General features: G+C 72.1%; 7 protein-coding genes. 5 read left to right on the forward strand and 2 right to left on the reverse strand.

The genetic code is table 11. The annotated features are described in order from the left end of the window. Nucleotides 1-94: 94 nt before the first annotated feature. Together LG943_RS26400 and LG943_RS26405 are read left to right on the forward strand one after the other, a co-directional pair. Entirely contained in the window at nucleotides 95-13,327 is a 13,233-nt protein-coding gene (locus LG943_RS26400; RefSeq protein ID WP_270075090.1) for an ADP-ribosyltransferase, read from the forward strand. Continuing rightward, nucleotides 13,327-13,692 (forward strand): toxin-antitoxin system YwqK family antitoxin, encoded by a 366-nt coding sequence (locus LG943_RS26405; protein ID WP_270075091.1) that lies wholly within the window; start codon nucleotides 13,327-13,329, stop codon nucleotides 13,690-13,692. Before LG943_RS26400 ends, LG943_RS26405 begins: the two co-directional genes overlap by 1 nt. Before the next feature lie 78 nt (nucleotides 13,693-13,770). Here LG943_RS26405 and LG943_RS26410 read toward each other — a convergent pair whose 3' ends face one another. Next, nucleotides 13,771-14,418 carry a sugar phosphate isomerase family gene (locus LG943_RS26410; protein ID WP_270075092.1) on the reverse strand — a complete coding sequence of 216 codons (648 nt, stop codon included), beginning with the start codon at nucleotides 14,416-14,418 and terminating at the stop codon, nucleotides 13,771-13,773. Between the two features lie 510 nt (nucleotides 14,419-14,928). Here LG943_RS26410 and LG943_RS26415 point away from each other — a divergent pair. Continuing rightward, the gene (locus LG943_RS26415; RefSeq protein WP_270075093.1) at nucleotides 14,929-16,680 is read left to right on the forward strand and encodes an AMP-binding protein; all 1,752 of its coding nucleotides are present in this window, start codon (nucleotides 14,929-14,931) and stop codon (nucleotides 16,678-16,680) included. A 91-nt stretch (nucleotides 16,681-16,771) separates the two neighbouring features. Here LG943_RS26415 and LG943_RS26420 read toward each other — a convergent pair whose 3' ends face one another. Next, nucleotides 16,772-17,401 carry a class I SAM-dependent methyltransferase gene (locus LG943_RS26420; protein WP_270075094.1) on the reverse strand — a complete coding sequence of 210 codons (630 nt, stop codon included), beginning with the start codon at nucleotides 17,399-17,401 and terminating at the stop codon, nucleotides 16,772-16,774. On the opposite strand from LG943_RS26420, the gene LG943_RS26425 reads away from it, so the two are divergent. Both LG943_RS26425 and LG943_RS27800 read left to right on the forward strand, forming a co-directional pair. Further along, nucleotides 17,390-17,863 carry an IS5 family transposase gene (locus tag LG943_RS26425; protein ID WP_408648659.1) on the forward strand — a complete coding sequence of 158 codons (474 nt, stop codon included), beginning with the start codon at nucleotides 17,390-17,392 and terminating at the stop codon, nucleotides 17,861-17,863. The genes LG943_RS26420 and LG943_RS26425 overlap by 12 nt on opposite strands. Continuing rightward, nucleotides 17,803-18,282, forward strand: a complete 480-nt coding sequence (locus LG943_RS27800) for a transposase (RefSeq protein WP_408648660.1) — start codon at nucleotides 17,803-17,805, stop codon at nucleotides 18,280-18,282. Before LG943_RS26425 ends, LG943_RS27800 begins: the two co-directional genes overlap by 61 nt. Nucleotides 18,283-18,525: the final 243 nt, after the last annotated feature.

Raw genomic sequence — 18,525 nt, forward strand, 5'->3', positions numbered from 1 at the left:
CATGCCCCCGTTTGGTCCCGACACGCCCCAATGGGCGCGCACGACCATCAAGTACCTCCTGGGCATCGAGATCCCCTCAGCCGACCCCGCCGCGATGCGCGCCCTGGCCCAACTCCAAGACGTGGTCGACCGCGCCCTGACCGTCGAGCTGACCGACCTGCTCACCGCCATCCGCCGCAAGGTCCGCACCGACTTCAGCGGCAGGGCCTCCGACTACTACGACAACTCCATCCGCCAGTTCACCACCGGCGACAACGACTACCTGGGCGCCGGCGGGCGCACCGCCCGCACCAGCGCCGCCGAACTGCGCAAAGGCGCCGCCAACGCCGAGTACATGGCCTGGATGGCCCTGGCCGAACTCATCCAGCTCCTCATCGAGATCGCCTGGTGCATCGCCATGGCCTACTGGACCATGGGCGCCTCGCTGTCCTGGATCCCCGGCTTCAAATACATCCGCAGCATGGCCATCCGCCGCCTGCTGGGGTGGCTCCTGCTCACCGCCCCCGGCCACCAGATCATGGAGCAGCTCTTCGCCTCGGCCGACTCCATCATCCAACGCGCCCAGATCGACGCCGGTGTGCGGGACAAGCGCGACACCCGCATGACCTACATGGCCCACGCGGGCGCGGGTCTGTCCGGTCTGATCTCGGCGGGGCTGTCCTTCGGGGTGGACCACCTCACCAGCGCCCAGATCCGCAACCTGTTCCGCAACAACATCGACAACCTCCTCAACACCCCGCCCCCGCCCCGCATCGACACCGCACCGCCGCCCAAGATCGACGAGGCGCCCCCGCCCGGCACCCGCACCGAACCCCACCCCGGAGCCACACCGCGCCCGGAGCCGGAGCCCACGCCCGCGCCGCGCCCCGATCCCGACGTGCCCAATCCCCGGCCCGATGCCGGTTCGGTGCCGCCGCCGCGCCTCGACCCCGACTCGGTGCCCAACATCAACCGGGACATGGCCGAGGTCTTCTCCAAATACCAAGACGACCTCGCCGCGGCCTTCGCGAGCATCGAAGGCAAACGCCCCTTCGACAACCCCGCCGCCGTCACCGAATTCAAAAACGACTTCGCCGACATCTTCGCCCGCCACTTCGGCAACGACATCGGCCACCAGGCAGCACGCGACCTCGGCAACAACTACGCCGACGCCTTCGCCCGCAACTGGGGCCGCAACGACCTCACCCGCAGCCTCGACAACGCCCTGGGCGACAGCCTGCCCCCGCCCCTGCGCAACCACCTCGCCAACGACGTCCCCCACGCCCTCAACGGCAACGTCCCCACCTTCCTGCGCAGCACCCCCTTCTACGTCCAAAACCTCGGACTCGGGGCGGGATCGGGCGCCATCGAGGGCTACGTCGGCGAAGGCGTCACCAACGCCGCCCTCACCGAGGAAGGCTGGAAGGCCAACGGCTACTCCGCCACCGCCGGCGCCTCCCAGGCCACCATCCAGACCTTCGCCGTCGACGGCGCCGTCAACACCATCAACACCCTGAAAGGACCACCCGACATTCCCCCACCGGTGTCCGTCGACACCACGTCCTCCTCCGCGGGCGCGGACACTCCTGCAGGGGGCACCGGCGATGGCTCCCCCGCCAACGCGAACGACAACGCGCCGGGCGGCGGGCGCGGCGGATCCCCCCGAGGCGACGACACCCCCGGATTCGACGGCGCCCCCGGCCCCGACCGCCCCGAAGCACCCGACAGCGCCGGCCTGGGCGACATCGATCAGATCGAGGCCCCCGACCTCGACCTCACCCCGCCCAAGGCACCCGACACCGACCTCGCCCCGCCCAACGCCCAACCCAACACCTCCACACCGGAGGGCGCACCCTCCCCCACACCCAACACACGCGACGAAACCGACACCCACAACGAGACGGGGAGCCAGTCCGGCAGGGAGATCGGCGGGGAGACCGGCGGGAAGACCGGCACAGCGCCGGACACCATCCCGTCGCCCACCACCCACGAGGCGGAGGACGGCTTCAGCCTCTACGACGACGTTGACGGCCAGGCCCCCGCGCTCCACGACGTGCCCGACCTGGTGCCCGACGAGGGGTCGGTGAGCGGCGACGACGCGAGCCTCTACGATCTCGGCGACGACGCGCCCGCACCCGTGCCCGCACCCGACGTAGACGGCGCGAACGGCGTGAACAGCGGGCAGGACTACACCGGCAAACCGCCGGTGCTGGCCGACTTCAGCGTCCTCAACGGCAAGGGCACCGGGGTGGAGGACACCTCAGGCACGCCCGACCCGAACACCACGCCCGTCGCCACCCCCGTCGCCTTCGGCGGACCCGACGCACCCGCCCAGAACAGCACGCCCCCGCAGTCCCAGAACAACTTGGCCAACAGTTCAGCGAACAGCAACAGCAACAAGCCGACCACCCCGCACAACCCCACAGTCGACCCCCTCACCCGCGGCACCGACACCCCCGGCCGCGACTCCGCCGACCTCCTCACCCACTCCCCCCAGGTCGACACCCAGTCGACCAACGGCCAGGAGACCACCACCGACCCCGCCACCGCCGAACACGACGACGAATTCACCCCCGCCGAACGGCCCTCCCGGGACACGGCCGCAGAACGCGAGCACGGATTCGCCCCCGCGCCACCGCAGGACACGGCCACCGACACACCGCCCGCGCAGAGTGGAACCGCCGCGCCGAACGCCCCGGACTCCGCCGACGACCTCGACCTGTCGCTCTACGACTACGACGACAGCGCCTTCACCAACCCCCACCCCCGCACAGCAGAGCCGCCGTTCGCCGCCAAGCCGGACGGCATCGATTTCACGCCGCTCCACCCCAAGATCCCCGACCACCCCGACTTCTCCGGGATCGACCCCAAGGGCTTCACCACCTCAACCGACCCCATCGCCCAATTCCTCGCCGACCTCGGCCGCGCCGACACCTGGCAGACCACACCCCTGCCCATCAACCTGAACACTTCCCTCGCGGTGTTCAGCGCCCAGGGCGATTTCAACGAACCCGACGACTTCGACTACTACAACCAGATCGGCGGAGTCCCCGGCTACTACGGGACCAGCCAACCGGTCACCACCCCTTCGGAGAACCCGCCCACCTCGGCGCCCGAGGCTCCCGCGCCCACCAACCCCCAAGACCTGGTCACCAACGGCGCCCGCACTTTCACCAGCAACACCGACGTCCAGCAGTTCGTCCAGTACTGGGACGGCTACTCCGCCAGCTTCACCGACGGCCACGTCCAAGCCCTCACCCACTACACGTCCTCGCGGTACTTCCCCACCTACCGCAACATCAACGACTACCTGCGCACCGGCCAGGGCCACCACCCCGCCATCACCCAGGACATCACCCACCTGGACCAACTCCTCGCCGGCCGCCCGGTTCCCGAGGACATCGTCGTCATCCGCGGCATGGACCTCGACCACATCGGCGTCCACCCCACCCAGATGCGCCACCAACCCCAGGGCTTCACCGACCACGCCTACATGTCCACCCGCCTCTACCGCCTCCCCGGCATGGCCCGCGAGAAGCAGGCCGTCCTCCACCTGCGGGTGCCCGCCGGAACCCCCGCCCTCTGGATGGACGGGCTGGGCGAGCCCCGCAACCCCGAACGCGAACTTCTCCTGGGCCGCGGCCTCACCTACCACGTCTTCGACGCCGTCTACGACGACAACCGCGGCCAATGGCGCATCTACGCCGAAATCCGGCCCACCACCCCCCAGACAACCGCCCCCGCCACCACCCAAGGCGACACCACCTACAACCAGGGCTACGGCTACCCTCCCCCCGGCGGCTCCTACTACAGCCGCGACCCCGAGGGCGCGCCCATCACGGCCTCCGACGGGAAACCGTGGGAGCCGCCGACCTTCCAGCCCTTCGACCCCAAGCCGTTCCACCCCGTCGACACCACCTCGTTGAGCGGCAAACCCGAGCCCGGCGGCTTCGCCAACCTCAGCGGCAAGGGCTCCCCCTTCTCGTTCGGCACCGGGTCGATCGAGGACCGCATCCGGGAACTCGACTCCTTCCTTGACGACTTCAGTCGGCGCTGGGGCTTCTCCACCGACGACCTACCGGTCTCCCCCGAACCGATCCAGGTCTTCGCGATCCCCCACATCTCCACGACGGCGAGTCCACCAGCCCCTGAGACCGGGGCACAGGAGGCGTCTCCTCCCCCGGCACCGAGCGCCGAATCGGGCAATGGCAACCAGAACCCGGTCACCAACCCGGTCGCCACGGAAGGCGAGCAGAGCCCCGTCGCCCCCGACACCCTGGCGTCGCAGTTCAACGTCGAACTCAACGGGCAGCCCACCACCGAATCCTCGGCCTCCAATCCTCAGACCGCCCCGCAGCAGGAAGGCACCCAGCAGCAGCCGAAGGAGGAGGCCGCCGCTCCTCCGCCGCCGCCGCCTGCGGAAGACGAGACCAGGACCGACCCCGGCACCCGGCAGCAAGACACCCGGCAGAACGAGGAAGCCTCCGCTCCCCCGCCTCCCCCTCCCCCGCCGCCGCCTGCGGAGGAGACCACCAACCCCAACACCCAACGAGAAGGCACCCACCAAGAAGAGGAAGCGGCCGCACCACCTCCTCCTCCTCCCCCACCCCCGCCACCGCCGCCGCCTGTCGAGGAGGAGACCAGCACCAACCCCAACACCCAGCAGCAGGAGCAGGAGGAAACCCGGCCACAGGAAGAAGAAACCGCCGCTCCCCCACCTCCCCCTCCCCCGCCGCCACCTGCGGAGGAGACCACCACCAACCCCAACACCCAGCAGCAGGAGCAGGAGCAGGAGGAAACCCGGCCGCAGGAAGAAGAAACCGCCGCTCCCCCACCGCCTCCTCCCCCGCCGCCGCCTGCGGAGGAGATCACCACCAACCCCAACACCCAGCGAGAAGACACCCCCCAAGAAGAGGAAGCGGCCGGACCACCTCCGCCTCCCCCGCCTCCTCCGCCTGCCGAGGAGGAGGCCAGCACCAACCCCGACACGCAGCCGCAGGAGCAGGAGGAGGAGACCCGGCCGCACGAAGAGGAGTCCGTACCGCCTCTCCCGCCTCCCCCTCCCCCGCCACCGCCTGCGGAGGAGGAGGAAGCAGTCGGGTCGCCTCCGGCGCAGACGTTCGACCTGGACTACCTGCTGCCGTCCAGCATCATGGGCTCCCACGCCCTGTACGCCGACGGGCTCGGCCACCATGTCGACAACGCGGTCACCGCCCACAACTTCGGTCGGCCCGCCCCCGTCGCCGCCATCCGGCGGGCGATCGACAAGCAGGCCCGGCGCGACATGCGCCGCGTGTTCGCCCCCCGGTCGTTCACCGCGACCGTCCCGGGCGACGGCGGCGACTGGACCGTCACCGTCTCCCTCACGCCCAACGGCACCTACACCCCCACCAACTCCCCCGACCCCGACGACGTCCGGGACAGCCGGGGCAAGAACCGCATCGCCGAGTCCTCGGGCGCCAGCTACAACAGCAACGCCACCGGCTACAACGGCGGCACCAAGTCGGTCTCGCTCGCCGTCTACGTCAGCCCGTTCACCATCACGCCGGTGAACTTCGGCTCCCTCGGCGCGCGGCTGGTCGGGCGGCTGTCGGCCGGTCTGCGCACCCGCCTGAACACCTTCTCGGCCAACGGCTCCCACGCCACCACGACGACCGTCGAACTCAAGGGCCCGATCCACACCTACGGTTCGACGATGCGGCTCGATGTCCGGGTCACCCCGCCCGGCCGACCGGAGGTGCCGCTGCCGCAGCGGGACATCGACGTGGAGGTGCACATCCCCGGCGGGCTCCGGGACAACCCGCCCGATGCGCCGACGCGGATCCGCTTCACCGACCCCAACTCCGCCGACTTCGACCCCGCGCGCGACACCCTGCCGGGCAGCGGCTTCCGGCGGGCCGCCGAGCTGCACCCCATCCAGGTCGGCGACATCCGGTACTCCCCCGAGCCCGCCGACGGCGAGACCGCGCCCGACCCCGGCCCCAGGCTCGCGGACTGGGTCAACGACCACCTGGGGAACCCCCGGCCCACGCGCGACCGCTTCCGCTTCCCCTCGACCCGGCGCACGCTCGCCGAGCAGAACAACGCGGACAACCAGAACACGCTGTCCAACGACATGTTCCGCGACAACCTGGCGGAGACGACCACCGGTGTGCTGCCGCTGCGGATCGCCGACCGCTACGGCCGGCCGCGCACCGCGTTCGTCCGATCCTTCCCGACCGACCTGGAACTCCAACCCAACCCGCCCAACATCAACGACCTCCGGTCGCACACGACGCAGTCGAAGGGCGTGACCACCAACAAGTCGCAGAGCACCTTCCTGCGGCTGCTGCTGGGCGGCGGCCTGGACATCGCGATCGCGGCGGTCGACTGGATCGTGGGCCGCGTCGCCGCCTCGGTCGACCTGACCGGGCAGATCACCCACACCCACGGCGACACCCGCAACCAGTCGGGCTCGCTGACGTCGATGCTGTGGGGGTCGCCCGACACGGTCGTCTACAAGGTGACGCGCACCTACTACGTGCAGTTCGACGGGGAAGACACCGTCCACCGCTTCACCGGCTCGACCCTGGAGATGTCCACCGTCGAGAACGCCAACCTGCTGAAGTCGGCCGAGAACGTCGGGCCGGCCGCTCCGCACGTGGAGCGGCCCCCCAACGTCGAGGGTTCCTCGAACGTCGAGCGGCCCCCGGACGGCACCGGCCGGCAGGCTCCGGTCGAGACCGGCGAGGAGCGGCCGGACCAGGGCGGCGGGACCGCGCCCGCCCGCACCCCGCCCAAGTACCGCAACATCCGGTCCTACGTCTGGCCCGACGGGCGGTTCCACCAGAGCCCGCAGGACGGCGGCCGCCCGGTGACGGTGCCGGAGGGGCTGGCCCGGCACGTGCTGACGGAGCTGGCCACCCAGTACCCGGGCCTGGTCATCCCGGACTACGGCCGCGGCAAGGACGACTTCGCCGTGCGGCCCGGCAACGAGAACAAGAACTACTTCCAGAAGTCGCCGCGCGAGAAGAAGCCGCTGCGCCGCTCCTTCGACACCGCGCACGAGAACACGCAGAAGATCATCAACGCGCTGTCGGAGGCCAACCTCAAGAGCCACGACGCCGACCTCGACGGCAACGAGGGCATCCTCGTCTCGCTGAACGAGTCGGCCACCTTCCAGCACAACATCAAGGCGATCCGAATCTTCGCCGACCGCGGCGCCCCCCGCCACACCGGCGAGAGCGACCGCAGCGTCGGCGTCGAGGCGCGCGGCGGCTCCAACCTCGGGTCGTTCCGCGGGCGGGGCTTCTCCGGCAACGTGGGACCCAACGTCGCCGGCAACTTCATGCAGGGCGACCCCGACGCGCACGGCCGCCGCGAGGCCGGCCTGTACCCACGGCTGCGGGCGACGTTCGGCTACCTGAAGAACAAGGCGTTCGGCCAGACGTCGTCGGACTCCAGCACCAGCACGCTGATGTTCGACGGGCCCTCCGACCTGTGGCAGCAGCCGACGACCTTCCACGCCCGCGTCTACACCGAGGACGACATGGGCCAGGACTCCCGCGACACGCCCATGCGGGACCCCGAGGGCGGCGCCGTCCGGGGCAAGCCGCTCGGCGGGCCGGTCCAGGTCGTGGCCGAGTTCAGCACGCCGCGCCTGCCCGTCGGCAACACCATCGGCTATCCGAGCAGCGCACCGGCGGCGCCCATCGAGAGGATGAGCGACGCCGACGCCAAGGCGATGATCGAGGAGTGGGGTCCCGGCCCCGCGCGGACCGCGCAGAGCCGGCCGAACACCGAGAACGGCTCCCCGGCCACCACCCCGACGAACACCCAGGTCAACGGCCAGTCGACCACCCAGCCCAGCACCCAGGCCGACGACCGGCCCGCCGTCCAGCCCAACACGCGGAGCGCCCCGGAGGCGCCGGCCGGGACCACGGAACCGGTGCGGGTCACCTCAAGCGACCTCGCCACCACGGCCCCGGCCCCGCAGGGCACGACCACCGGCGCGACCGAGACCGCGCCCGCCGACACCACGGCCGCCGAAATTGCACCCGCCGACACGACGTCCGGCACCGGGGAGTCGTCCGCCGACGCCGCGCGGACCGCGCCGGGCGCCGTCACCACCACCCTCACTGACACCACCACCTCCACCGACACCTCCACCGGCACGGATGACCCCGGCACGCAGAAGGGCACGACGAAGGGGACGCAGCCCGGCGCCACCCCCTCCACCCCCTCCATCCGCGACCGGCTGCGGCAGTTCGGCGCCACCGTCACCGACATCAACCAGCGGTACTCCGTCGACGGGCGCGAGATTAGCGCCACCGAGGCGACCTACCGCAGCTTCACCCGGCACGGCATCGGCAAGCGGTTCTTCCGGCTCAAGGACGGCTACGTCCACAAGGTCGACCACCTGGTCCGCGACAGCGAGGGCGGCCGGCACTTCTTCCCGCACTACGCCTCGCCGGCCAACCTGGCCGCGCACCTGCTGGACGGCGTGCGCACCAGCATCGACCTGAGCACCCGGTTCCGCTCCCCGCACAACCTGCGCACGACCACCGACACCCGGGTCGAGCCGACCAGCGTCCGGCTGGAGCCGGTCGACGCCGAGATGATCCTGGAGGACGGGTCCTCCCCGCTGGACCAGAACACCGTCAACTCGCGCACCGTCAGCGTGTCGGTGGGTGCCCAGGCCCAGACCCGGCTCAACCTCCTCAACGCCACCGCCCCCGCCGGGCAGACCGCCGGCGGCGCCGCCCCCGGCCAGGCCGGCTACACCGGGCAGCCCGGGCAGACGGGCGAGGCCACGCCCACGCCCGGTGCGCCGCCGGCCGGCCAGAGCATGGCGCCCACCTTCTCCGACGGCGTGTTCGCCGACCGGACGTGGAACCTGAGCATGAGGTCGACCACGGCGTCGACCTCCTACACCGACACCACGACCATGCTGCCCAACAGCAAGCGCGCCTACCTGTTCCAGGTCGGCGGGCGCATCAAGCAGGCCACCGAGTTCGCCCGCAACTGGAGCATCGGCCCGACCATCTCGCGGGCGCGCCGCTACACCGGCTGGCAGGCCGACTCCGAGAACCTGTTCTCCGGGTTCCTGCACGCCTGGGACGCCATCACCAGCGGCCTGCTCAGGGACGGCCTCTCGCGCGACGGCGACACCCTGACCACCCGGCCGCTGCCCCCGCCGCCGGGGCCCGAGGGCGGGGTCCGGGTGCGCCCCGGCTTCGAGGGGCTGGGCACGGTCCAGGCGCCGCCGGACGCGAGCGAGGCCATGAACTCCCTGGTCCGGCAGTTGCGGGAGAACCACCTCGAACTCACCCGCAACAGCCGGGACAAGCTGCACCAGGCGCTGGAGTCGGAGCTGGGGCGGCACGCCGACTCCCGGACGCCGATCCCGGTCAAGGTGCGGCGCACCGACATCGCCCGCATCCGGCCGCACGGCCTGGCGCCGGCCGTCAACGCCGTCATCGACGTGAGCGTCCAGCGCAGTGACGCCAGGGCCGAGTACGTCGGCGGCGAGACCGAGCTGCGCAGGAAGCACGGCTGGCGTAGCGGCGACGGGCGCGGCTCGGGCAGCGGCGTGCAGGACAACGTGGGCGTGGGCGGCAACTCGCTCATGCAGCCCACGCAGCCCCCCGACTCCACCGGCACGCAGGAGACGCCGCCGACCCACGCCGCGCCCACGCCGTACAGCACCATGCACGAGAACGCGATCTCGTTCACGGAGAACACCGGCCGCTCGGTCGTGGACCAGAACAGCCGGTCCAGCAACCTGACCGTGCCCACGCCCTACGCGAAGGTCAGCCACGACACCACCGTCACGCTCAGCCTGAGCATCGCCGCCCGGGGCCCGTCCACCACGATGCAGATCCCCTCGGCCATCCGGCGCGACGGCCTGACGGTCACCGAGAGCGGCGGCCGCACCTACGCCACCTACCCGGCGCACTATTTGGAGTTCCCGCCGCCCGGCAGCGGCCCCGCCGAGGCCGCCCCGGCCCCGCCGCGCACGCCCGAGGTCAACCGCATCACCCCGCAGGACAACCGGACCCCCATGCAGGAGTGGGAGCGGTGGAGTCCGCAGGGCGGGGTCCAGGCCGACCGGGCGTACATCTTCCCCGAGTCGTTCAGCGACAAGGGGCGCGGCCTGCGCGACCTGGCGCACGTCGGGCTGGCCACGGAACTGGGGTGGAAGCCGGGGCGCGCCCACTTCGACGCCGACAGCGGCACCTACACCCCGGCGGGGGTCGCCTCCGCGCTGGCCTACCTCGACGACAAGGTCGGCCGGGACGAGTACTTCGACGGCATCGACAACAACCTGACCGAGGTCGCGCTGAAGTCGTCGTGGAACGACATCAGCGACCCCAACGGCTACCGGCCGCCGCCCGTGGGGCAGGCGTCGTGGGGCGTCAAGGGCCGGCCGATCCCCGCCACGACCCGCGTCCTCGACGTGGCACCCACGGGGTCGATGTACGACTCCGCGTCCAGCGACTTCGTGAACGCCAACTCCCACACCCACACCTCCACCCTCAACAACAGCGGCGGGCCGTCGGTGGCCGCGACGATCTCCGCCGACCGGGGCGACGGCTTCCGCCGCGAGGTCGTGGACTACAACTCCCTGGAGGCGGGGTCCAGCGCCAACTTCGGCGGGCAGAACGCGCCGTCGTTCACCGCGAAGGGGCCCTCGACCGACAAGCGCAACCGCGACGACACCTACTACCTGGTGGAGTTCGACGTCGAGTGGTCGCTGGCCACCGACCACGGGAAGCGGTTCGGCGGCGGTGACGGCACCCGCCCGAGTTCGTTCGTGGGGACGGTCCGCAACCGGGTGACGGGGTGGGTGTCCCAGCAGGACGCGGTCGCCATGGGCTTCATCCCGCAGAACCTGGTGGACGACACCCGCGACGCCCGCGGCGCCCTGCTCCGGTACCAGGCCGAACTCGCCGCCGTCGAGGACGAGATGCTGATGCGGCGCCAGCCGCTGGCCGGGGCGGCGGAGGCGGCGGTCCGCGAGGGCGCCGACGGCGTCGCGCACTTCCGGCACCGGTTCCTGGAGGCCGACTACAACGACGCCGTCGAGGAGTACCAGGAGCGGCTGGCGGACTGGATCGACGCGGTGAACGCGGTGCGGGACGCCCTCAGCGGGCGGTCCGCGGAGACCGGCCGGGACGGTTCCGGCCCGCCGGACCCCAAGGGCAAGCGGCCGAACCGCGGGGTCCACATCTCCCGCCTGCCGCGCGGGAGGTATCCGCGGTTCTTCTGGCCGGTGAGCGGCGGCGGTGGCCGGATGCCGCGGATCCAGGAGGCTGAGGAGTTCGAGATGGACTCCATGGACGACTTCGTGTTCGACGGCGCCGAGCCGTTCAGGTCGCCGTTCGAGGTGCCGGCCATGAGCGGCGGGCGGGCGTCCACGCGCGTGCCGACCATGAGCGGCGCCCTCTCCGGTCCCGACCGGACGAGCCCGGTTACGGCCTTGTCACCCCCCGGGCAGTCGGGGTCCGATTTTGATTTCGACTTCGATTCCGTCTTCGACCTGGACACGCTGGACACGCGGGGGCGGCCTTCCTCCCCGCGGCCGGAGGGACAGGAGCAGGCACCGGACCAGGCACCGGACCAGCAGCAGTCGCAGTCCCAGGAGCGGCACGAGGACCAGGAGCAGCCCAGGGAGCAGCCTCAGCAACAGACGCAGCCGCAGCAGCCGGAGCAGGCCGGGGAAGAGGGACAGGCGCAGCCTCAGCAGACCGAGCAAACCGAGCAGGCCGAGGAACAGGCGCAGGAGGAGCAGCCCAAGCAGACCGAAGAACAGGCGCAGGAGCAGCCCAAGCAGACCGAGCAGCCCAAGCAGGCCGAAGAACAGGGACAAGAACAGGACCAGGAGCAGCCCAAGAACACCGAACAACCCGAGGAACAACCCCAGGTTCAAGAACAACCCCAGCAAACGCAGCAACCCCCGCAGCCCGAGCAGGCCGGGGACCAGGCGCAGACGCCGCAGCAGACCGAGGAACAGGCACCGTCGCCGCAACCTCAGCAACCCTCCCAGCCTCAACAGCCCCAGCAGGCCGAGGAGCAGCGGGAAGGCGAGCAGGCGGGCGCCCACGAGAGGGCTCCGACGCCCGTCTCGGCGGACGTGACGGACACGGGCGGTCCCGTCGACGTGGCCCCCGCCCAGCAGACGACGACCGGGAAACCGACCGTGGCCGGGCCTCCCACCATCACCGTCACCGTGCCCGCCGAGACCGCGACCGCCGCCTCATCCACCGCCGCCGGTGGTCTCCCCGCCCCCGCATCTCCGCCGGTCTCCCCGGCCTCCTCCGAAGGCGGGTTCGGCGGGCTCTTTGACGAGGCCGAATCGGTGCGGCCCCCCGCCGGCACCGGTACCGCCGACACGCGGCGCGACAGCGCCGCCACCACGGCCACCCCCACCTCCCCGTCGGGCGTCGACTTCGCGGCGCTGTTCGGCAGCGCGTTGAACCCGGACCGCGCCTCGGGGGCGACCACGCCGCAGGGCGCCCCGAACCCGGCGGCCCAAAGCCCCGGGGGTGCCGAGGGCGCCGAAAGCGAAGGCAGCGAAAGCGGCGGCGACTCCCAGGTTGGCGACTCCCAAGCCGACGACTCCGGCACCGGTGACGAACGGGGCGGCGGCTCGGACGGCGAGGCGGCCGTCGACCCGTCGCAGTCCGCCGCCGGACCCTCGGCGCTTCCGGCCGACTACTCCCAGCCCCACGTGATCGAGCACATCACCGACCCCGCACGGCTCGACTTCGGGCCGAACGGGCTGATCTCGCACATCGACGGCCGGCCGGCCACCGACTACGTGCGCGACCTGGTGCGGCGGCGGGCGCGGGGCATGCGCGGCGCGGTCGCCGGGGGGCAGGCGTCCCAGGCCGGGCTCGGCGGTCTGCGCGGGTCCGTCAACGCGGTCGTGCTTGACCGGCGCACGGGGGTCGTCTCGGAGGCGGTCAACGGCCGCCCCTACCACGTCGTCGCGGGCGAGGACCTGCACCCGGTCCTGGCGCAGCGCCTCCAGGAGATGCTCGACGCCGGCCCCTACCAGCAGTGGGACCGCCACACCGGCGAGCGGCTGCCGGACACGCCGTTCCCGCACGGCGACGCGCCGCTGCGGCACGCCGAGATCAAGGCGCTGAACCTGCTGCTGAGCATGCGCGGCGACGGCGTCGGCCCCGACGTGCTGGGGGAGTTCCTGATCGACGTGGCGTTCACGCTGGCGCGGCAGGGGCCTGCGGCGGCGCCGTGCTGCGCCAACTGCACCCGCCTGCTGGAGGGCGTGCTGTCCAACAACAACCGCAACCTCTTCCCGCCGGGGCATCCTGACTACCAGGTGATCAAGGGGGAGCTGTGATGGGGATGCGGGTGACCGACGCCGATGTCGAGCAGGACGACGACGGCACCGTGCTGTACCGGGGGGCGCCCTACACCGGCGAGGTGGTGGAGGTCGCCCCCGGCGGGACGGTCGTGGCCCTGGTGACCTACCACCGGGGGCGCGAGCACGGGCCGTGGTGCGAGTGGTACCCCGACGGCACGCCGCGGGTCGAGGGCCGGGTGGAGTTCGGCCGCGGCGCGGTCGGCACGTGGCGGACCTGGCACGCCAACGGCCGGCTCGCCGAGGAGCACGAGTTCGACGACCTCGGCCGCAGGCGCGCCGAGCGGCGCTGGGACTCCGAGGGCACGCCGACCGCCGAGCGGGTCTACCCCGACCCGGCGTGAACGGGCCGGCGGCCCGCGCCCGCCCCCGCGCCCGAACGGTGACCGGGCGCGGGGTTGGGGCTAGGCGTCAGCGGGTGCTCACACGCGGACGAGCCGCGCCGCGGAGACCGCCACCCGGCGGCCGGCCGGGGTGTCGCAGGCGGAGTCGGTGATCAGGCAGTCGAGGTCCTGCATGGTGCCGTAGCGGGCGAGGGCGACGTGCCCGACGTGGCGGTCGGTGGCCAGCACCACCACTCGGTCGGACACGCGCATCATCATGCGCTTGGCGGCGGCCTCGACCGGGTCGTTCGCGGTGAGTCCGCGCTTGCCGTCGACTCCCCCGGCGGTCATGAAGGCGACGTCGACGTGCAGCCCCTTCAGGCCGGGCATGCCCGAGCCGCCGCAGACCGTGGCGGTGGCCCCGGCGCGGATGCGGCCGCCGATGAGCAGCACCGTGACGTCCTCGCGGCCCATCAGCTCCACCGCGACGGCCATGGAGTTGGTGACCACGGTGAGGTCGCAGCCGGGGGGCAGGGCGCGGGCCAGGTCCTCGGAGAGCGGGCCGGCGTCGAGCAGGACGACGCCGTGCTCGGGGAGTTCGGCGAGGGCCGCCGCCGCGATGCGCTCCCCGGGCGGGGCGGCGGGTTCGGGGCGCGGCGCGGGCGCCGGCGCGGGGGAGGCGACGGCGGAGCAGCCGTTCGCGCGGCCGACCGTGTTGCGCGCAGCCGCCTTCGTTCGTCCAGCCACCACGGCCTCCTGTCCTCCGGCACGGTCAACGGGTCAACGGGCATTGGGCGGTCCCCGCCGCAATCCGGGGTGCGGACGCCAATACGGGCGGGGGGGGGTGTCGAACAATCACTACCACGAGTGACAATTAGCCCACAATAGGCACAAATGTAAACTCGATACGAAAAGCCGGAGCAGGCCCATTGTGCAACCCGTGGCCCCCTCCGCACCACCCCGCCGATGGCCTCCTCCCCTCCTCCGACGCCCCGCCCGCCCCGTAAACCTGGGACCATCCGCTGTCCTCTTCGGCGGCGGCGCGGGACGGCCGGGGACGAATCGCACGCCCGGGCGCGGGAATCCGCGCGCCGTTGTGGATTCGGCAATTCCCTACAGCTTTTTGGCAAGTCTGAGATCTAGGCAAAACGGGTGTTCCCGTCATAGGCTCAGCAACCTCACCATCCTCCCAGGTCGCCCGGGGCGACCGCACACGGCCAGTATCCCAAACCGGTCATTTCAGGAAACAGGACACATATGCGGCACCGACGCAGAGATCCGCTGTTCGCGGACCCCCCACTCGCCGGACTCGCCGAACTGCCGCTCCAGGACAGCGTGGCGGGCTTCGCCCGCCCGGCCGGCGAGGGGTGGCAGCGCGTCAGTGCCGCCGACTTCCGGCGCGACGTCGCCGCGGCGGCCAAGGGGCTGGCGGCCACCGGCCTGGAGCGGGGCGACCGCCTCGTCCTCGCCTGCGGCACCCGCTACGAGTGGGCGGTCATCGCCTTCGCCACCTGGGCCATGGGCGCGGTGCTGGTGCCCCTCCACCCGGCGCTGTCGCAGGCCCGCCTGCGCCACGTGCTGGCCGACGTGCGCGCCGACGCGATCGTGGTCGAGAACCCCGCCCACGCGCCCGTCGTCGCCGAGGCCCGCCGGATGCTGCCCGGCCTGGTGCGCACCTGGTGGATCGACGGCCCGCCGAGCCGCGGCGAGGCCGACCGCGCGGGCGGCCCGCCCGCCACCGCCCTGCACGAGATCACCGCCGCCGGCGTGTACATGGACCACAGCGTGGTGGCCAACCGGTCCGCCACCGTGGGGCCGCAGGACATCGCCGTGCTGAGCTACCCCGTGCTGGGCCAGCGGGTCCACGGCGCCGCGATCACCCACGGCAACCTGATCTACTCCGCCGCCGCCCAGGTCGAGACGGTGCGCCCGCTCCTGGACGAGATCCCCGAGGGCGAGGCCGACACCCTGCTGCACCTGCCGCTGGCCGGTGTGGCGGCCCAGAACCTGCTCGTGGCCTGCATGATGGCCGGGGTGCGGGTGGCCTTCCCCGCGCGGGGCGGCACCCGCGCGCCGCTGCGCCAGACCCGCGCCTACGGGCCGACCATCGTGATCGCCCGCGCCGGCCACCTGGAGCGCGCCTACACCCAGGAGCGCGCCGCCGAGCACGCCCGGCCCGACCAGCCCGGCTGGGACCGCAAGAAGGCGTTCGACGCGGCCGTCGAGCACGCCGTCAAGATCGGCAAGGGCGCCAAGCGCGGCCGCCCCGGTGTGTTCGGCCGGGTCTCCCACGCCATGCACGAGTGGCTCTACACGCAGTTCCGCGACCGGTTCGGCAGCCGGGCCCGGGTGATCATCTGCGCGGGCCGGCCCTCCGACCGCATGCGGTGGTTCTTCAGCGGAGCGGGCATGCGGGTGGTGGAGGGGTTCGGGATCGCCGAGACCTCCGGCCCGCTCGCGCTGCGGCTGCCCGGCCCCGACCCCGACGGCGCGGCCGGGTTCCCGCTGCCGGGCACGGAGCTGCGCGACGGTCCCGGCGGCGAGGTGGAGGCGCGCGGCACCACCGTGTTCCGCGGGTACTGGAACACCCCCGACTCCGCGACGACCCCCACCCACTTCGCCGACGGCTGGCTGCGCACCGGCCTGCTGGGCCGCCTGTGCCGCGACGGCTCGGTCGAGATCACCGGCCGGGTGGCGCGGGTGCCGCCGCCGCTGCCGCCCGGGGCGCCGCCCCCGCAGCAGATCACGCCGGCCGCCCCGCAGACTCCCCCGCCCTACACGGCGCCGCCGCGGCACGCCCCCGCCGGCCCGCCGCCGCACGGGCAGCAGGGCGCGCCGCCGCACCCGCCGCACACCCCCTACGCGGCCCCGGCCCCGCACCACCTGCCGCCCGCCGCTCCGCCGCACGCGACCGCGGCGCCGCAGGTGCCGCCCGCGCCCCCGGCGGCGGCGCCCGCGGACGAGCCGCCGACCGTGCCGTGGCACCGCACGCAGGGGGCCGAGCGCTAGGGCCTGTCTGACAATTCCATCCCGACCAGCGAGATTCGGCTGAGTTTGCAATCCGGAGGTGCGCTGACCGGCCGGGGGGACTGGGCAGGGCCTACGAACGGCGGGCCAGTAGATGGGCGTCGAGGAAGCCCCGATCAGAGGCTGGATCGTGGAGCAGCCGGGCGAAGGGATCGAGCCCGGCATCACCCAGCAGTCCGGCGAGGCGATCCGCCGGCCAGCTATAGGCGGGCGCCACCTTGTGGTCGAACCGGACCGGTTCCTGTCCGTCGGTCCCGAAGAAGGAGACCAGCAGCAGACCATCCGGCGCCAGGACGCGTACCTGTTCGGCGATCAGCTCCGGCAGTTCTCCCGGAGGGGTGTGGATCATTGAGTAGTGGGCCAGTACGCCGCCGAGCGCGGCGTCCTCGACCGGCAGGGATTCCATCCGCGCCTCCTGGAAGCGCAGCGCCGGATGGACCTGCCGGGCGTGGGCGACCATGCCGGGAGCAAGATCGAGTCCGAAGGCATCCAGGCCCAGTTCGTGCAGCATGGCTGTCAGGTGTCCGGGCCCGCACCCGACATCCGCTGCCCGCAGGTTGCCCGTCGCGCGCACCAGTTCGGCGAAGGTGCCGATCATGGCCCGCGAGAAAGGCTGTGTCTCCAGCCGGTTCGCGAACAGCGATGCGTACAGCTCGACGACACCGTCGTAGGCCATCCTGGTTTCGTCCTGATGATTCACCACAGGCAGGACTCTATAGCCGGTCTGATAATTGATCTTGTGTCAGGTCGAGGTGAGTTGAGAGATACGGCATGGGGACGGATACAGCCCCTTTTGCCCAAGGCGGACGGACGGGGCCGTCCGTGGCGTGATCACCGACAGGTGGTCAACGGAGTGCTGTGGCGGCTGCGGACCGGGGCTCCTTGGCGCGACCTACCCGAGCGATATGGGCCGTGGCAGACCGTCTATGAGCGGTTCGCCCGCTGGGAGGCCGATGGCACGTGGGCAAAGCTGCTGGAGTACGTCCAGGTCCATGATGACGCGGAAGGCCGGGTGGAATGGATCGTCGCCGTCGACTCTACGATCACCCGAGCTCATCAGCACGCCGCGGGCGCCCGTAAAAGGGGGACGCGGACGGGGACGAACTGGAAGATCCGGCCCGCTCGCAAGCGCATCAGGCACTCGGTCGGTCCCGGGGCGGGCTGACCACCAAAGTCCATCTTGCCGTCGACGGCCGGGGAGTGCCGCTGTCGATCGTGCTCACACCCGGAAACGTCAACGACGCCACCGCGTTCGCCGATGTCCTCGACGGGGTCCGCATCCCGCGCGCCAGCACGGGCCGCCCGCGCCCCCGGCGGCGGCGCCCGCGGACGAGCCGCCGACCGTGCCGTGGCACCGCACGCAGGGGGCCGAGCGCTAGCGCGGCGACCGGCCCGTGCGCCCGGGGCGCGTCCGCGAAACGCGGACGCGCCCCGGGCGTTTCCGTCGTCACACCAGCGCAGCGGGGGTGCGCCGGAGCGGTGGGCGGCGAAGCGGCGAAGTGGCTCGTCAGAGGCGGTGCGGCGACCCCGGCGCCGCGCTACACAGCCCAGGCGACACAAAGCAACATAGCCGGTAAACGATAACCAACCACTTCCACAGAGGTGGGTGGCAGTGTTACTGTCTCCCTCTCTCTGAGGCGCTGTCCACGCGCTCGCTCCGGCCTGCCGGCGGCGCGACGGCGAGGAGTGAGGAACTCGGTCATGCCCCCGTTTGGTCCCGACACGCCCCAATGGGCGCGCACGACCATCAAGTACCTCCTGGGCATCGAGATCCCCTCAGCCGACCCCGCCGCGATGCGCGCCCTGGCCCAACTCCAAGACGTGGTC

The organism is Streptomonospora mangrovi (assembly GCF_027604915.1).
GTDB classification, from domain to species: domain Bacteria; phylum Actinomycetota; class Actinomycetes; order Streptosporangiales; family Streptosporangiaceae; genus Streptomonospora; species Streptomonospora mangrovi.

Bases quoted from the DNA above. Each gene is read 5' to 3' on its own strand.
- LG943_RS26405 (WP_270075091.1), top strand. From the start codon at position 13,327: ATGGGGATGCGGGTGACCGACGCCGATGTCGAGCAGGACGACGACGGC.
- LG943_RS26400 (WP_270075090.1), top strand. From the start codon at position 95: ATGCGCGCCCTGGCCCAACTCCAAGACGTGGTCGACCGCGCCCTGACC.
- LG943_RS26425 (WP_408648659.1), top strand. From the start codon at position 17,390: ATGATTCACCACAGGCAGGACTCTATAGCCGGTCTGATAATTGATCTT.
- LG943_RS26415 (WP_270075093.1), top strand. From the start codon at position 14,929: ATGCGGCACCGACGCAGAGATCCGCTGTTCGCGGACCCCCCACTCGCC.